The following is a 16,602-nucleotide window of genomic DNA, read 5'->3' as shown; positions in this document are numbered from 1 at the left end:
CGCCACATCCCGAAATCGTCCGCCTGAACGTCTGACAAGAAAGCACTGATCTCTTGACCCGATCCTGGCCTCGCCTCGCCGTTGTGACCTTTGGCCTGTCGGTCGTCGGCACCGCCGCCCTCGCACAGGCCGCGCCTGCCCAGCTTCCGGGCGGTCCCGTCGCAGTCGTCCAGACGGCCGCCTATCAGGACGTGCAGGCGACGGCGGTCGCGCGCGCCACCGACCTGGTGTCGCGCATGACGCTGGAGGAGAAGGCGTCGCAACTGGTCAACGACGCCCCTGCCATCCCACGGCTACAGATCCGCGAATACAATTGGTGGAACGAGGGGCTGCACGGCGTGGCCGCCGCCGGTTACGCAACCGTGTTCCCGCAGGCCATCGGTTTGGCCGCGACGTTCGACGTGACCCAGATCCGCGCCGTCTCCGATCTCATCAGCGTCGAGTTCCGGGCCAAACATCTGGCCGAGCAGCACCGCTTCGGCGGATCCGACTGGTTCGCGGGCCTGACCGTCTGGTCGCCCAACATCAACATCTTCCGCGACCCTCGCTGGGGACGAGGCCAGGAGACCTATGGCGAGGACCCCTACCTGACCTCGCGCCTGGGTGTAGCCTTCGTCGAGGGTCTGCAAGGCGACGACGACCGCTATTACCGCACCATCGCCACGCCCAAGCATTTCGCGGTCCATTCAGGCCCAGAGGCCAGCCGCCACCGCGACGACATCCACCCCTCGGCCCACGATCTGGCCGACACCTATCTGCCGGCCTTCCGCGCCACGGTCATGGAGGCCAAGGCCCAATCGATCATGTGCGCCTATAACGCGGTCGACGGTGTACCCGCCTGCGCCAGTTCGCCCCTGCTCACCCACTATCTGCGCGAGGCCTGGAAGTTCGACGGTTATGTGGTCTCGGACTGCGAGGCGGTCGCCGACATCTATCGCCCCGACCATCACGGATACGCGCCGACGCCCGAACAGGGCGTGGCCGCCGCCTTCGATGCCGGGATGGACCTGATCTGCGGCGGCGCGGTGGAGAGCGACCATATCGTCAGGGCCGTCCGCTCAGGCGCTCTGGCCGAGGCCGTCATCGACCGATCCCTGGTGCGGCTGTTCACGGCGCGGATGCAGTTGGGCCAGTTCGACGATGCCGCCCAGGTCTTTCCCGCGATCACCGCCGCCGACTACGACACCGAGGCCGGGCGCGCCCTGTCGTTGGCCACGGCCGAGAAGGCCATCGTGCTGCTGAAGAACGACGGCCTGCTGCCCTTGGGGACCGCGCCGCGCCGCATCGCCGTCATCGGCCCCAACGCCGACAGCCACGCGGCCCTCGTCGGCAACTACAATGGCGAGCCGTCCCAGCCCGTCACCATCCTGGACGGCATCCGCCGCCGCTTCCCCGACGCTGAAGTGACCTATGTCGAGGGATCTGGCCTGATTGATCGGTCGCTGGATCAAGTGCCCGGAGCCGTCCTGTGCGCTGACGCTCAGTGTCGCCAGCCCGGCGTCCGTGTCGAACGGTTCGCTGATCGCGCCTTGGCGACGACCGCAGGCGCGACCACCACAGCTCCGACGCCCGAACTGGCATGGTCGGGCGAGATGCAGAGCGGCGCGGTGCGTTTCACCGGCTTCCTGACGGCGCCCGAGGATGGCGACTACATCTTCCGCTACGACGCCAACGGCGGCTATCGCATCTTCATCGACGACGCCCCCATCGTCGATGCCTGGGCCGTGGACTGGCGACCGTCCGTGGCCGCCGGCACGGTGTCTCTGAAGCGGGGCCAGACCTACCGGCTGCGGGTCGAGGCCTTCCAGCGCGCCACAGGCGGACACGAACGCCTGTTATGGAGTCTGCCGTCAGATCCCGCAGGCGCCTCGGCTGTGACCGCAGCACGAAACGCAGATGTCGCCATTTTTGTTGGCGGTCTGACGTCCCAACTCGAAGGCGAAGAAATGCCGATGGCGACGCCCGGCTTCGCGGGCGGCGATCGCACCAGCCTTGACCTGCCCACACCGCAGCAAGCGCTGCTCGAACGTGTCCACGCGACCGGTACGCCCGTGGTTCTGGTCCTGATCAACGGCAGCGCGCTGAGTGTGAACTGGGCTGACGCCCACGTCCCGGCCATCGTCGAGGCCTGGTATCCGGGCGGCCAGGGCGGCGACGCCGTGGCCCGCGTGATCGCCGGCGACGTCAATCCGTCAGGGCGACTGCCCGTCACCTTCTATCGCTCTGCCTCAGACCTGCCGCCCTTCGAGGACTACGGCATGCAGGGGCGGACCTACCGCTATTTCGAACGGCCAGCGCTCTACGCCTTTGGGCACGGCCTGTCCTACACCCGCTTCACCTACGCCGAGGCGCAGGTGTCGAGGTCTCGCATCCGCGCAGCCGACACCCTGGAGGCCAGCGTCGTGGTGACCAATACCGGCGACCGAGCGGGCGACGAGGTGGTCCAGCTCTATCTGAGCCGCCCCGGCCTGGACGGCGCCCCGATCCGCTCTCTTGTCGGGTTCCAGCGCGTCACCTTGGACAAGGGCGAAAGCCGCCGCGTGACTTTGACCATCGACAATCGCAGCCTCAGCACCGTCGACGCGGCAGGCGTGCGCAGCGTCGTCGCCGGCCCGGCTCAGCTCTGGATCGGCGGCGGCCAGCCCCAGGACCGTGGCGAAGGCCCCGCGGTTCCCGGCCGAAACATCGACTTCACCATCACCGGCTCGGCCGTCCTGCCGGACTGACCGGGTTCTCCACTCGCACGACGACGACCTCACGAAAGGCTACCAACATGGCTCGGACCCCGATGACCCGCCGTCTTCTGTGGGCGACCGCGACGACCCTGCTGTTCGCCCATCCTGCGCTGGCGACAGCGCAGTCCGCCGATGCGCCAGTGGTTGTTCAGGTGTCTGCTGACCAAGCCGGGGCGACGATCGACCCGAACATCTTCGGCCAATTCGCTGAGCATCTGGGGACAGGCATCTATGGCGGCGTCTGGGTCGGCCCCGATTCGGCCATCCCCAATGTCCGCGGCATTCGCAGCGACGTGGTCGCCGCACTTCGGGCGATCAAGGTTCCCAATGTGCGCTGGCCCGGCGGCTGTTTCGCCGACGAGTATCACTGGCGCGACGGCATCGGCCCGGCGTCCGAGCGGGTGGCGAGACTGAACGCCAGCTGGGGCGGGGTCATCGAGCCCAACACCTTCGGCACGCACGAGTTCATGGATTTCGCCGACCAGGTCGGAGCCTATGTCTTCCTGTCGGTCAACGTCGGTTCGGGCACGGTGCAGGAGGCGGCGGACTGGCTCGAATACCTGACCGCCGACCAGCCGACGACCCTGGCCCAGGAGCGAGCGGCCAACGGCCACCCAGAGCCCTACCGCATCAAATACCTGGGTCTGGGCAACGAGAACTGGGCCTGCGGGGGCGCCATGTCGGCCGACCACTATGTCGAGGAGATGAAGCGGTTCGCCCACTTCTCGCGCAATCTCGATCCGGCCCAGACCGGCGAGAACGCCATGCAGCGCGTGGCCGTGGGCTGGGACAGCGGCAAGGACGACTACACCGAAGCCGTGATGCAGGCGTGGAAGACCAAGGTATGGAGCTGGGACATCGAGGGCGTGTCGCTGCACGCCTACACCATCCCCAACACCTGGGAAGCCAAGGGCCCCAGCGTCGGCTTCGGCGAGGACGAATACGCCAAGGCCATCAAGGCGACGCTTCAGATGGAAGGCTGGGTCACCAGCCAGACCGCCATCATGGATCGCTATGATCCCGAAAAGAAGCTGGCCCTGTTCGTCGATGAATGGGGCATCTGGGCCGATCCCATGCCCGGCAGCAACCCCGGCTTCCTGCAACAGCAGAACACCATGCGTGACGCGGTGATCGCCGCGCTGAACCTGAACATCTTCATGCGCCACGCGGACCGCGTGCGGGGCACGAACATCGCCCAGATGGCCAATGTGCTTCAGGCCATGATCCTGACCGACGGCCCGGCCATGGTGCTGACGCCCACCTATCATGTCTATGAGATGTACGTGCCCTTCCAGGGCGCAACTCAGGTGCAGGCCCAGATGGATGCGGGCGCCTATGTCTTCGGCGATATCCAGCTGCCCCGCGCAGACGCCGTGGCGGCGCGCGACAAGGAAGGCAGGCTGTGGCTCTCGCTGGTCAATGTCGATCCCGTGCGCCCCATCACCCTGACCGTGCGCCTGCCGGGTGACCTCCAGGCCGCGACGGGCCGGATCCTGACCGCGCCTGCCGTGGACAGCCACAACAGCTTTGCGCACCCACACGCCGTCCAGCCCGCAGCCTTTGCAGGCCTGGTCGCCAATGGACAGCTGTCCTTCGACCTGCCGCCCAAGTCGGTCGCCGTGGTGGAGGTCAGATAGGGGGGCTGGTGCGGGCGGCCGGGATCGAACCGGCATGGGCAAAGCCCGACGGATTTTCATACCACTTCGGCTTTCGCCGCCGCTCGGATGAGCGTTCGTGGTCTGGACTATCCCTTCGTCATAGCCCGCGAAGGCCTTAGACGCCGCCCGTCTAGTCTCTACACCTTCCCGTCGTGAAACGGGCTTGGCTCGGGATCGCCATTTGACAGGGTTCCCCGACTTTGAGCGGTTCTACGTCCGGGATTTCCCCCGGCGCACTCAATCCTCAGCTTAAGTCCGTAGCGTCTACCAATTCCGCCACGCCCGCAGGCCGAGGTCGCTGTATAGCCACCCCGGCCCTGTTGGCCAATACGGGCGTCAGTGGGCCGGAGCGGCCTCGGTCGGGCGCATGGCGCGGAAATCGACGTCGGAATCGGCTGCCAGCCAGACCAGGGCGGTCCAGGCGGCGACATTCTGGCTCAACTGGGCCGGGTCGATCTTGTCCAGGGTGTCGTCGGCGGTGTGGTGCAGGTCGAAATAGCGCGTTCCGTCCTGGTTCAGGCCGAACACGGGCACGCCCGCCTCGACGATGGGGCCGATGTCGGCGCCGCCGTGCAGTTCGGGGTCGGGCGAAGGCAGGACGCCGATCGGATACAGCACACGCGCCGCCGCCTTGGCGAAGTCGCTGTCCTTGGCGCCGATCGGCAGGCCCAGGGCATAGATGCGGTCTGCGCCGAAATCGCTCTCGCCCGTAAAGACGTGGTTGGCCAGTTCCTCAGGCGTCAGGCTGCGCAGATAGGCGCCGCCGCCGTTGCCGGTGTCGGTCGGTTGGGCCACCTCTTCCGATCCATACAGGATGACGCGGACAGTCCGGGCCGGCCGGCCATGCTCGGCGATGGCTTTTGCTGCGGCCACGGTGATCCCGCCGCCCGCCGCATCATCAATGGCGCCGGTGCCCAGGTCCCAGCTGTCCATATGAGAGCCCAGGACGATGATCTCCTCCGGACGGGTGCGGCCGGGAATGTCGGCGATAACGTTGCGCGAGGTGGTCTCGTAGGTATGCGCCGTCGAATGCAGTCGCAGGGTCACCGGCTCGCCCATAGCGACAATCCGGCTCAATTGATCGGCGTCGGGGGCCGACAGGGCGAAGCCGGGCACGGCCACCTTGCCGCCGACATAGGCCGTGGTGCCGGTGTGCGGCATCCGATGCTCGTCCGAACCGGCCGACCGCATGACGAAGGCCAGGGCGCCCTTGGAGGCCGCGACGGTCGGCCCGGCGGCGCGCAGATAGGCCAGCGGGCTGTACCCGGCGCCGTTCTCGCGCGGGATCAGCTGTCCTGCGTCGACATAGGCGATCTTGCCGGCCAGCGAGCCCTCGGGCGCGGCCATCAGCTCGGCCAGGGTGGTGAAGCGCACGATCGGGGCCTGAATGCCCTCAGCGGGCGTGGCGATCGAATGGCCCAGCGCGGCGGCGACCAGACGTTGGGCGTGCGGCCCGACGATGGCGACGCTTTCCTCGCCCCGCTCCCATCCGACCAGCGGGAACTCCTGGATGCGGACGTTCTGGAAGCCAAGGCCGCGCAGATATTCAGCGGCCCATTCCGCTGCCGCAGTCTCGGCCGGCGATCCGGCGGGGCGGGGTCCGAATCGGGTGGTGATCTGGGTCACATAGTCGAGCGCGACATTGCTGCTCAGCGCCCGGTCACGCAGTTGCTCGGCCGTGCGAATGGTGGATGCGTCCTGAGCTTGGCTAGCTCCGGCCGATGCGGCGAGGACCAGGGCGATGGCGGTGGCGGTGGCGGTGGCGGCGAAAGGACGACTGAACATTCACGACTCCGGAAAACTGAACGCCAAAGCTTCTAGACCCCGTTATGCGACGCGAGAAGCCTGACTGTTCCCGGAGCCTCGTTCATTCCGCGCCGAACTGGAGCCGGGCCAGCCGGCTGTAGAGGCCGCCGCGCGCGACCAGGTCCGTGTGGGTTCCCTCTTCGACCACGCGCCCCTCCTCCATCACCACGATCCGATCGGCGCGCAGCACGGTGGCCAGTCGGTGGGCGATGACCAGGGTGGTGCGGCTTTCCATGGCCTGGTCCAGGGCCTGCTGCACCAGTTGTTCGTTCTCGGCGTCGAGCGCGCTGGTCGCCTCGTCCAGCAAAAGGATCGGGGCGTCGCGGACCAGGGCGCGGGCGATGACCAAGCGCTGGCGCTGTCCGCCCGACAGGCTCTTGCCCCGTTCGCCCAGCGGCGTGGCGAAACCTTCGGGCAGGGCTTCGATGAAGCCCAGGGCCTGGGCCTCATCGGCGACGGCGCGGGCCTCGTTCTCGGTGGCGGCTTCGCGGCCGAACCGGATGTTCTCCAGCGCGGAACCCGAGAACAGAGGCGCCTCCTGCGACACCCAGGCGAAGCGGCTGCGCACCTCGGTAGGATCGGCCTGGCGCACATCGACGCCATCCAGCGACACCAGCCCCGACTGAGGATCATAGAAGCGCAGCAGCAGGCGGAAGACCGTCGACTTGCCCGCACCCGAAGGCCCGACCAGGGCCACGGTCTCCCCCGGCCGCACGGTCAGGCTGAAGCCCTTCAAGGCCGGAAGATCAGGGCGTCCGGGATAGGCGAAATGCACCCCGGCCATCGCCACCTCGCCCAAGGGCGGTTCCGGCAACAGCAGCGGCTGGGGCGGGGCGGCGATGGACGGCTCGCTGCGCATCAGTTCGTCGACCCGCTCCATGGCGCCAGCCGCCTTCTGCACATCGCCCCAGCTTTCGCCCAGCGCGCCCACGGCGCTGGCGACAAAGACCGACAGCAGCACGAATTGCAGCAGGGCTCCCGGCGACATGGACCCGGCTAACACGTCTTGCGCGCCCAGCCACAGCACCAGGGTCACGCCGCCGAACATGACGACGATGATCATCACCGTCATGATCGCCCGAGCCTTGATCCGGGTCAGGGAGACGGCGAACGCGGCCTCGACCGCGTCGCCGAACCGAGCGACCGCGCTGCCGACCCGGCCAAAGGCCTGTACCGTCTCGATGGCGTCGACGCTTTCACCGGCGAACCCGACGGCGTTGGCGAAACGGTCCTGGGACTTGACGGTCAACTGACGCACCTTGCGCCCGAACAGGAAGACCGGCCCCAGCAGCAGGGGGGTGATCAGCAGCACCATGCCGGTCAGCTTGGGGCTGACGATGAACAGCATGATGATCCCGCCGATCATGGTCAGGAAGTTGCGCAACGCATACGAGACCGAGGTCGTCAGCAGGGTCTCGACCAGGGCGATATCGGTCGTCAGGCGCGACAGCACCTCGCCGGTCCGCATGGAGGCGTAGAAGGAAGGGTCTAGCGTCAGGATGCGACCGAACAGACCGGTGCGCATATCCGCCACCATCCGTTCACCGGTCTTGGTGACATAGAAATACCGGGCCGCTGTCGCCGCGCCCAGCGCCAGGGCGTTGACGCCCAGCACCCCGAACCACAAGTTCAACTGCGCCCCGCCCGCCTCGAAACCCTGGTCGATGGCCCCGCGCGCCGTCGCCGTCAGGGCCAGCGAGGCCGTGGTGGACATCAACAGCCAGAACATGGCCAGCAAGGCGTCCAGCTTGTGCTGCATCAGATAGGGCAGCAGTCGCCCCAGGGGCCGCACGTCGCGGCGGCGGTCGCGGCGTTGCCCGGCCTCTCCCATCTGTTCGGCCAGCAGGGCGCCGGCGCCGGGACGACCGGCGGCGCCCCCCGCACGGGCGGAAGGTGATACGTCTGCCGTCTGGATATCCGTCATGAGGCGCCTCTTGCCCCGGATCGCCCCCCAGTGTAAACGCCGCCGCTCATTCCCGCCCCTCGCAGGCGGGATTTCTCATTTTCGCGCACAGACGGTCGGCATCGTCACCGCGCAGAGACCGGACGACGACCATGAAAGCGGACACGCACCCCGACTACCACTTCATCACTGTCACCCTGACGAATGGCGACACGTATCAAACGCGTTCGACCTACGGCAAAGAGGGCGAAGTGCTGAACCTGGACATCGACCCCTCGACCCACCCGGCCTGGACCGGCGGCAACCAGCAGATGCTGGACCGTGGTGGTCGCGTGTCGCGCTTCAACAACAAGTTCGGCGGCTTCATCAAGAAGTAGGCCGTATCGGGCCGGCACGCCGCGCCCCCTGCGACATCACGAAAGGCGTCGGTCGCGAGACCGGCGCTTTTTGTTTGGCCAGAACCTCGATACCATGAGCCCAGCGGGTCCTTCCGGTCCCGCGGCGTCCCCTGATCCCCGGCCTTCCAGCGATCAGGACGATGTGGCGATGACCTTATAAAGCGGACGACGATGAATCGACGGGAACTCAGCTTCGGCATCGCGACAGCCGCCATGGCCGCTGCGGGAACGAGCGCCGCCCAGAGCAATACAGGCCAGACCACGCCGCGTCGCGGACGGGGCGCGCCCGCGATCCAGCCTGCGCCGATCGACAGCGAGGCCCTTTATACCGCCCAGGTCGCTCGCCTGCCCGCCGCCATCCAGGCCGACGTGCGCGCCTTCTATCACCTGAATGGCTGGCGCCCGATCTGGACCCCGGCCCGGCTGTCCAAGCTGAACACGGCGTCGCGCAAGGCGGATCGTCACGGGCTGTCGGCCGCCGACTTCTTCGACTTCGTGGGTCTGGCCGCAGATCCGGCCAGCAGCGACGTCCGCACAACCGCCGCCGCACTCGCCTATGGCCGCGTGCTGGCCGAAGGGCGTGTCGCGCCCGAGACGGTCGAAGAGCTGTGGGAGATGGAGAAAAACCGCGTCGATCTGCCGGTCGGCCTCTCGGACGCCATCGCCCGCGACCGGATCGTCGAATGGTTCGACGGCCTGGCCCCCTCGGACATAGGCTATACCAACCTGTCGGCTGGCTACACGCGCTATCGCCGCCTCAGCCGCGACGGCGGCTGGCCGACGTTCAACCAGGGCGCGGGCATCGAGCCGGGCCAGAGCGACAACCGCATCCCGGCCCTGATCACCCGACTGGTGGCCGAAGGCGACCTCAGCGCCGCCGACGGCGCCCGCCTCAAGGCCGAAGGCCTGGTCTATGGCCCCGAACTCCAGACCGCCGTGCGCGGCTTCCAGACCCGCCACGGCCTGGCCGCTGACGCCCGGATCGGCGCGGGCACCCAACGCTCGCTTGGGGCCTCGGCCGACGATCGCGCACGCCAGATCGCGCTGAACCTGGAACGCCGTCGCTGGCTGAAGCGTGAGCTCAGCCCCGAGCGGATCGAGGTCAACACCGCCGCCGCCATCATGGTCTATTGGAAGGACGGTCGCCCGGTTCACTCCAACCGGGTCGTGGTCGGCAGCCCCGAGAACCAGACACCCAGTCTCGAAAAGCCCTTCGCCTCGGTCGTGGCCAACCCGCCCTGGTATGTCCCGGCCGGCATCGCCCGTCGCGAAATCCTGCCCAACGGCCCGGCCTATCTGGCCGCGCGCGATATGTACGTCCAGAACGGCCAGGTCATCCAGCGCGCCGGCCCCCAGGCCGCGCTTGGCTATGTGAAGTTCGAACTGCGCGACAGCTACGCCATCTTCCTGCACGACACCCCGTCCAAGGGCGCCTTCAACCTGACGGTCCGCCAGCGTTCGCACGGCTGCGTGCGGGTCCAGGGCGCGGTTGAGTTCGCCCGTCTGCTCCTGTCGCCCGATCCCACGCGCCTGTCCCAGTTCGACAACGCCCAGGTGACGCGCGAGACTGAACGCATCCAGACCGGCCGCGAGATCGGCGTCCGCTTGCTCTATTGGACCGCCTTCGTCGACGGCCAGGCGCGCGTCGCCTTCCGCGAGGACGTCTACAAGCGTGATGAGAAACTGGCCCAGGCTTTGGGCATCGCCGTCAGCCTGCCCAGCGTCGTCGCCGACGCGCCGGTCGACGCCAACGACGTCGGGCCGTAGCGAAACCCTCCCTTCCCTCAGGGGAATGGAGAAGGCCGGTACCGATTACAGCCTGAACGCGGCTTCCAGCATCCCGTGCTGGCTCAGCACCGGGTTGACCTCGGCCTCGGCCGGGGCGTCCAGATACATTCGACGATCCAGATACAGCACCCGGTCATGCAGTTTGTCCGCACGGACCATGTATTCGATCAGGGCGATGGGCAGCTCCGTACCGACCGGCTGATCCTCGATCTTGCGCTCGTTCAGGCGATAACGGGGGTCGCAAGCCGCATCAGGCTCCATATCCCCTTCCCGCACCGCCCGCTGCACCAGCAGCCAGGAGGCGATCTGCATCAGCCGGGTGGTCAGCTTCATGCTTTGACCGGCATAGGTCAGGGCAGCCGCGCGTGACAGCAGCTTGGATTCCCGCCGTCCGTCGCCATCCAGATAGGCTGCGGTCTCCTCGACCAGATCCATGCCCTCTTGGAAGGTGCGGTCGAACAGTTCCGAGCGCGCGAAATCCCGGATCTCGCCTGAGCGGGACCTTTGCCCCTTCGGAGCGGCGGACTGTTCTGCGTCGCTGGCCATCAACTCAACCATACCCATGGATTATACCTGCTCGCGTCCCGTTGTCGGGCCACGAGGGCGCCGTCGAGCCCATACCTGCAACGGCCATGCCACGCGAGATGGCATCGACAAATGTCATCCGCGAAAACTGAACAGGGCGTCCGCAGCGCTCTTCTTGGCCTGTTTTGCGTCGATAGCGCTCCGGGCCCGGTCGATTTCCGACTGCAGGGCCCCGATCCGCTCGTGCAATTCTTCCTGGGAATAGAGGTCCAGGTCCTCGCGCGACAGGGCCGCTACAGAGGCTCCCCGCGCCGACCGGGGTTCAAGATCCTCGAAACTCATCACCGCCTCCCTGGACGACAATCTTGCGATACGACCGTATCCGGCAGGCATTTGAGCGCCCGGACACGGCCGAATGCAAGGTCTTACCGGCCGCCGCCCCGGCGGGCAGGCCGCATCGACGAAATCCGGTCGTTCAGGCCCATGTCCCGCAGGGTGCGGACATCACCTTGCACGATCTGACACCGCCCCCGGAAATAGCTGTCCTCACACACCTCCCAGGCGCCACGCAGGCGGATGGAGCTGATCTCGTCGTTGAAGCCCAAGGGCCGCAGATCGACCACCTCATCATTGAAACTCATCGACCGGCCGCTGAAATCGCTGTCTTTGAAGACAGTGATGGAGTCGCGCTGTGATCCGCCGCCCCATCCTCCGCCATTGCCGCCTCTGCCCGACGGACGCAGCGACGAAATCCGGTCGTTCATGCCGACGCGGGCCAGATCACCGACACTGTCACTGAAAGTCTGGCATTGGCCGCGGAAATAGGCGTCGGTGCAGGCTTCCCATCGCCCGTGGAACCGCATCGAACTGATCTGGTCGTTAAAGGGCGTACGGCCCAGGTCGGCGATCTCGCCCGAATAGGTCGTGCTTTGGCCCTGATACCAGGCGTCGCGATAGACGGTGATCGACGCGCGGTCGTCGTTCCAGCCGCCGCCGGGGCGTCCGTGGCGGGCGTTGTCCTGCGCAGCGGCGGACATGGGAGCCAGCGCGGCCAGGGCGGCGGCGACGGCCAGGGTGGAAATGGCGATCTTGGTCATGTGTCCCTCCTCAACATCCTTCCGACAACAATGCGTCCGAAGGCCCGGTGTTCATCCGATGGCCCATTGTTGAACCGCCAAGGTGAACCTGCGCTGTACGTCATCGACAGTAACTGTCGGACTCCGTTTTCTTTTACTCCAAAACCGCCTATATCTCGATCATCGCGCCCGGCCGAAAGGTCGGGCGCCGCCGTATCAAGCGCCCGCCGAGACGGGCCAACCCCCGGGACGACCGCCATGACCGACATCCTGATGCCCAAGGCCACCGCCGTCTGGATGGTGGACAACACGTCCCTGACCTTCGAGCAGATCGCCGACTTCTGCGGCCTGCACCCGCTGGAAGTGCGCGGCATCGCCGACGGCGACGTGGCGCGCGACATCCGCGGCGTGGACCCCATCACTGGCGGCCAGCTGACCCGCGAAGAGCTGGACAAGGCCCAGGACAACGCCGACTACCGCATGAAGGCCATCGTCAGCCGCCACGCCGAACTTTTGAAGTCGGCCAAGCCCGCGCCGAAATACACCCCCGTCTCGCGTCGCCAGGATCGCCCTGACGCCATCGCCTGGTTCGTCCGCAACCACCCCGAGGTGACGGACGCCCAGATCTCCAAACTGCTCGGCACCACCAAGTCGACCATCGAGAGCGTGCGCAGCCGCACCCATTGGAACTCGGCCAACATCAAGCCGGTCGATCCCGTGACCCTGGGCCTGGTCGGCCAACTGGCCCTGGACGACCTGGTCTCCAAGGCCGCCGACAAGAAGAACAAGGACGACCTCAAGAAGGGCGGCGGCACGATCCAGCCCGTCGAGGCCGAACCCGCCGAGCCCGAGTTCGTCCCCGAGGCCCGCGAACGCCACGTCGCCGAACCCACCGCCGCCTCGGTCTTCGGCACCAAGGACTGACGGTCCTCTCGTCGGAAAAGAAAAAGGCCCCGGGATCGCTCCCGGGGCCTTCGCAATTCTTCGACCTGGCAGCCGGCTATCCGGCCCGGGCCTCAAGACCGGTGATCTCTTCCTTGAGCCGAAGCTTTCTCTGCTTCAGCTCCCTGACCTGCAGCGGGTCCACGGCCGGTCGGTGCATCTCCCGCTGGATAGTCTCATCCAGCTGACGGTGACGATTTCCCAGTTCGCGGATACGAGCTTCGATGGTCATGGCTTGCGCCTCCATGTCTAAGGGACCACGGTAGTGAGCGCCTGGATTTGCGGCCTGTGAAATCACGGTTCGGTGACGTCAACGGGCCGTTCATCATCTCCAGACACTCAAGAGCCTGACCACCAATATGGACCATGATGTGAACGGAGCCGTACGGAACCTTTCGGCTGAGCCGGCGCCCTCCAGGCTGATCGTTGGAATATCCGGAGCCTCCGGCGCGGCCTACGGGGTCCGGGTTCTGGATGCGCTCAATGATCTCGGGATCGAGAGCCATCTGGTGGTCACCCGCGCGGCCCTGCTGACCCTGTCGCAGGAAACGGATCTGAGCCCCGACGACCTGACCGGGCGCGCCACCGTGTCGCACCGGCTGGCCGATGTCGGCGCCTCCATCGCGTCTGGATCGTTCAAGACCCTGGGCATGATCGTCGCACCCTGCTCGGTGAAGACCATGAGCGAGATCGCGACCGGCGTGACCTCCTCCCTGCTCACCCGCGCAGCCGACGTGGTGCTGAAGGAACGGCGTCCACTGGTGCTGATGGTGCGCGAGACGCCTTTCCACCTGGGTCACCTGCGCACCATGACAGCCTTGGCCGAGATGGGAGCCGTCATCGCGCCCCCCCTGCCCGCCCTCTATGCCAAACCCGCCTCCATCGAAGAGATGATCGACCAGTCCGTCGGCCGCGCCCTGGACCTGTTCGGCCTCGACTGGTCGCCGGTAAAACGCTGGAGCGGGCTGAAGGGCGCGGGCGAATGAGCCTGGCTGAGAAGAGTCCGGCCGATCTGTGGGACTGGTCCCTAATCGCCTATGGCGCGCCCGGTGTCGCCGAGGCCTGTCTGGCGCTTCAGGATCATCACGACCAGAACGTGCCGCTGCTGCTGTGGTCAGGCTGGTGCGCCGCAACGGGACGCCGCCCGGACGCCGAAGACATCGAGGCGGCCTGCGACACGGCCCGGACCTGGGCGGACACGACTATTGAGCCCCTGCGGGCCGTTCGCCGCACCCTGAAGCGCATGATCCCCGACCTCGACCCCGCCGCCCGCGAAGCCGTGCGCGAGCAGGTCAAGGCTGCGGAGCTGGCGGCCGAGCGCCATCTGCTCGCCGCCCTGCAAGGCATTGGCCCTACATCTTCAGCCGCACCTCGACCCTATATCGACGGCCTGACCGCGACGGCGCGGGTCTGGGATCGGGTCGTCCCCCGCCAGGCCCTCCAATTGCTTGCGGCCCGACTGGACGATGCGCCGGCGCTCCTCGACGGCCTTCCGGCTCGGTGACGGCTCGGCTATACAAATCGGGCCTCCGTGAGGATGGCCGGGACTGATTCATGAACGACGACGACCCCTTCCTGAGCGACGACGAGCAGGCGCTCCACGCCGAGGTCAAGCTGATGCGCCAGGAGCATTCCGACCTCGACGCCGCCATCGAGGCGCTCAGCCATATGCCGGTGCCCGACCAGCTGCGGATCGCCCGGCTGAAGCGCAAGAAGCTGCAGTTGCGCGACGAGATCGTGAAGATCGAAAGCCGAATTCTTCCCGACATCATCGCCTGACCCGCAATCAGATGAGCAACGAACCCGCCATCTTCTTTTCCGACGTCAACGAGCGTCAGGGTTCCTTCCTGCGCCGGACCTTCGTCGTCGGCGGGCTGACGGCTCTGGGCATCGGCGCCCTGACCATGCGGCTGGGGCAGTTGCAGGTGGTCCAGGCCCAGGAATATTCGACCCTGGCGACCAATAACCAGTTCAACTTTCGCCTGGTGCCGCCGCCGCGCGGACGCATCCTGGACCGCAACGGCGTGGTCATCGCTGGCAACCGGCCCAGTTTCCGCGTCCTGGTCGTGCGCGACGAGACCAAGGACCTGGACCAGACCCTGGACCTGCTGGGTCGGCTGCTGCCCGACACGCTGGAGCGCCGGCGCGCCATCATCCGCGACGTCAACGCCGCGCCCCGCTTCACCCCGGTTCCGGTCAAGAGCGACCTGACCTGGGAGGAGTTCGCCAAGGTCAACCTCTACGCCCCCGAACTGCCGGGCGTCATGGCCGACATGAACGAGGCGCGTTTCTATCCCTATGGCGGGTCGTTCGCCCATGTCATCGGCTATGTGGCCAAGGTCTCGGACCGGGACATCAAGGCCATCCGCGACAAGGGCCAGGAACCACCGACCATCCTGTTCAACCCTGGCTTCCGCATCGGTCGCTCGGGCGTGGAAAAGGCGCTGGACGCCGACCTGCGCGGCGAGGCGGGCGGCAAGCGGGTCGAGGTCGACGCACGCGGCCGGGTGGTGGCGGAGGACATCGGCGGCTCGCGTCCGGCCATCAACGGCAAGGACGTGGTCCTGACCCTGGACGCCGACGTGCAGAACCGGGCGCTGGAGGTGTTCGGCGACGAGAGCGGCGCGTGCGTGGTGATGGACGTGAGGAACGGCGACATCCTGTGCATGATGTCGGCGCCGTCGTTCGACCCCAACCTGTTCGTCAGCGGCGTGCCCACGCGGACCTATCGCGCCCTGGCCGATTACGAGCGCAAGCCCCTGCTCGACAAGACCATCAACGGCACCTTCGCACCCGGTTCGACCTTCAAGCCCATCGTGGGTCTGGCGGCGATGAAGCGCGGCGTGGACCCCAACCGCCGCATCGTCTGCACCGGCGGCTTCTATCTCGGCCGCCGCTTCGCCTGCCTGGGACGGCATGGGGCGCTGGACATGCGCGGGGCGATCAAGAATTCCTGCAACGTCTACTTCATGACCCTGGCCACCGAGATGGGTCCCGACGCCATCGCCCAGACCGCCCGCGACATGGGCTTTGGCCAGGACTTCGACATCGGCGTCGACAATCAGAAGACGGGACTGGTGCCGGACCGGGAATGGCGTCGCCGAAATCCCGTTCGGGGCGACGGCAACTGGTATCCCGGTGAAACCCCCAGCTATGGCATCGGCCAGGGTGCCCTGACCGTCAACGCCCTGCAGTTGGCCGTCTATACTTCCCGCATCGCCAATGGCCGAAAGGCGGTCATGCCGCGCCTGTTCAAATCGGTCGGCGGCGTGGAACAGACGGGCGCGCCCTTCAGCGACCTGCCCTACGATGCGGATCTGTTCCAGGTGCTGCGCGACGGCATGGAGGCCGTGACCGACGTGGGCGGCACCGGCTTCCGCAACAGCCAACTCGGCCTGGGCGCCGTCAAGATGGCGGGCAAGACCGGCACGGCCCAGGCGCAGAACTATGGCGCGGGCTCGCGCAAGAGCGGCGGCAGGCCTTGGCTGCAGAAGGACCACAACCTGTTCATCGCCTATGCGCCGACCGACAATCCGCGTTACGCCGTATCGGTGATCGTGCAGCACGGCGGTCTGGGCGGAGGCACGGCCGGGGCGCCTCGAGCGCGCGAAGTGATGAAGGTCGCCCTGCTGAAAGATCCCGAGATCCGCGCCCGCATCGAGCAGGCAGGTTTCGAAGCCCCCGAGGACGCCGGGGTCCGCGAGGCCGAGGCGCGAGGCGAAGACGCAGCCGCCGCAACGCCGGATACGCCGCCACCCACCTGAATCCCGG

Annotated in this window: 15 protein-coding genes; 9 read left to right on the top strand and 6 right to left on the bottom strand. The window is 67.0% G+C overall.

Annotation, left to right across the window (positions count from 1 at the left end; all coding sequences use genetic code 11):
* The first annotated feature begins 53 nt into the window (after nucleotides 1-53).
* Complete coding sequence (locus tag ACO05L_RS06735; RefSeq protein ID WP_421731395.1) at nucleotides 54-2,726, top strand: glycoside hydrolase family 3 C-terminal domain-containing protein; 2,673 nt, start codon at nucleotides 54-56, stop codon at nucleotides 2,724-2,726.
* Between the two features lie 62 nt (nucleotides 2,727-2,788).
* On the top strand, nucleotides 2,789-4,372 hold the full coding sequence (locus tag ACO05L_RS06730; protein WP_421731394.1) for an alpha-N-arabinofuranosidase: 1,584 nt from the start codon (nucleotides 2,789-2,791) through the stop codon (nucleotides 4,370-4,372).
* A 357-nt stretch (nucleotides 4,373-4,729) separates the two neighbouring features.
* Here ACO05L_RS06730 and ACO05L_RS06725 read toward each other — a convergent pair whose 3' ends face one another.
* Nucleotides 4,730-6,178: a M20/M25/M40 family metallo-hydrolase gene (locus ACO05L_RS06725; RefSeq protein WP_421731393.1), complete on the bottom strand. Its 1,449-nt coding sequence runs from the start codon at nucleotides 6,176-6,178 to the stop codon at nucleotides 4,730-4,732.
* Between the two features lie 82 nt (nucleotides 6,179-6,260).
* Entirely contained in the window at nucleotides 6,261-8,123 is a 1,863-nt protein-coding gene (locus ACO05L_RS06720; RefSeq protein ID WP_421731392.1) for an ABC transporter transmembrane domain-containing protein, read from the bottom strand.
* 131 nt (nucleotides 8,124-8,254) lie between these two features.
* On the opposite strand from ACO05L_RS06720, the gene rpmE reads away from it, so the two are divergent.
* Together rpmE and ACO05L_RS06710 are read left to right on the top strand one after the other, a co-directional pair.
* Nucleotides 8,255-8,479: a 50S ribosomal protein L31 gene (gene rpmE / locus ACO05L_RS06715; RefSeq protein WP_421731391.1), complete on the top strand. Its 225-nt coding sequence runs from the start codon at nucleotides 8,255-8,257 to the stop codon at nucleotides 8,477-8,479.
* 192 nt (nucleotides 8,480-8,671) lie between these two features.
* The gene (locus ACO05L_RS06710; protein ID WP_421731390.1) at nucleotides 8,672-10,267 is read left to right on the top strand and encodes a L,D-transpeptidase family protein; all 1,596 of its coding nucleotides are present in this window, start codon (nucleotides 8,672-8,674) and stop codon (nucleotides 10,265-10,267) included.
* A 45-nt stretch (nucleotides 10,268-10,312) separates the two neighbouring features.
* Here ACO05L_RS06710 and ACO05L_RS06705 read toward each other — a convergent pair whose 3' ends face one another.
* The 3 genes from ACO05L_RS06705 to ACO05L_RS06695 form a co-directional block, all read right to left on the bottom strand.
* Complete coding sequence (locus ACO05L_RS06705; protein WP_421731389.1) at nucleotides 10,313-10,834, bottom strand: DUF1465 family protein; 522 nt, start codon at nucleotides 10,832-10,834, stop codon at nucleotides 10,313-10,315.
* Between the two features lie 114 nt (nucleotides 10,835-10,948).
* The gene (locus tag ACO05L_RS06700; protein ID WP_421731388.1) at nucleotides 10,949-11,155 is read right to left on the bottom strand and encodes a DUF1192 domain-containing protein; all 207 of its coding nucleotides are present in this window, start codon (nucleotides 11,153-11,155) and stop codon (nucleotides 10,949-10,951) included.
* Nucleotides 11,156-11,238: 83 nt separating this feature from the next.
* Nucleotides 11,239-11,910 (bottom strand): beta/gamma crystallin-related protein, encoded by a 672-nt coding sequence (locus tag ACO05L_RS06695; protein WP_421731387.1) that lies wholly within the window; start codon nucleotides 11,908-11,910, stop codon nucleotides 11,239-11,241.
* 237 nt (nucleotides 11,911-12,147) lie between these two features.
* On the opposite strand from ACO05L_RS06695, the gene ACO05L_RS06690 reads away from it, so the two are divergent.
* Entirely contained in the window at nucleotides 12,148-12,813 is a 666-nt protein-coding gene (locus tag ACO05L_RS06690; protein WP_421731386.1) for a DUF1013 domain-containing protein, read from the top strand.
* A 76-nt stretch (nucleotides 12,814-12,889) separates the two neighbouring features.
* Here ACO05L_RS06690 and ACO05L_RS06685 read toward each other — a convergent pair whose 3' ends face one another.
* Nucleotides 12,890-13,063, bottom strand: coding sequence for a YdcH family protein (locus tag ACO05L_RS06685; protein WP_421731385.1), 174 nt, complete (start codon nucleotides 13,061-13,063; stop codon nucleotides 12,890-12,892).
* Between the two features lie 127 nt (nucleotides 13,064-13,190).
* Here ACO05L_RS06685 and ACO05L_RS06680 point away from each other — a divergent pair, with 127 nt between their 5' ends.
* From ACO05L_RS06680 to mrdA, 4 genes are read left to right on the top strand one after another with little or no spacing between them, the layout of a single operon-like run.
* Nucleotides 13,191-13,817, top strand: a complete 627-nt coding sequence (locus tag ACO05L_RS06680; protein ID WP_421731384.1) for a UbiX family flavin prenyltransferase — start codon at nucleotides 13,191-13,193, stop codon at nucleotides 13,815-13,817.
* Nucleotides 13,814-14,335 carry a TIGR02444 family protein gene (locus ACO05L_RS06675; protein ID WP_421731383.1) on the top strand — a complete coding sequence of 174 codons (522 nt, stop codon included), beginning with the start codon at nucleotides 13,814-13,816 and terminating at the stop codon, nucleotides 14,333-14,335. Before ACO05L_RS06680 ends, ACO05L_RS06675 begins: the two co-directional genes overlap by 4 nt.
* A 50-nt stretch (nucleotides 14,336-14,385) precedes the next feature.
* Nucleotides 14,386-14,610 carry a YdcH family protein gene (locus ACO05L_RS06670; protein WP_421731382.1) on the top strand — a complete coding sequence of 75 codons (225 nt, stop codon included), beginning with the start codon at nucleotides 14,386-14,388 and terminating at the stop codon, nucleotides 14,608-14,610.
* 11 nt (nucleotides 14,611-14,621) lie between these two features.
* Nucleotides 14,622-16,595: a penicillin-binding protein 2 gene (gene mrdA, locus ACO05L_RS06665; RefSeq protein WP_421731381.1), complete on the top strand. Its 1,974-nt coding sequence runs from the start codon at nucleotides 14,622-14,624 to the stop codon at nucleotides 16,593-16,595.
* Nucleotides 16,596-16,602: the final 7 nt, after the last annotated feature.

The organism is Brevundimonas sp., assembly GCF_965227765.1.
Lineage (GTDB): Bacteria > Pseudomonadota > Alphaproteobacteria > Caulobacterales > Caulobacteraceae > Brevundimonas.
This window is presented reverse-complemented; position numbering and strand designations above follow the sequence as displayed.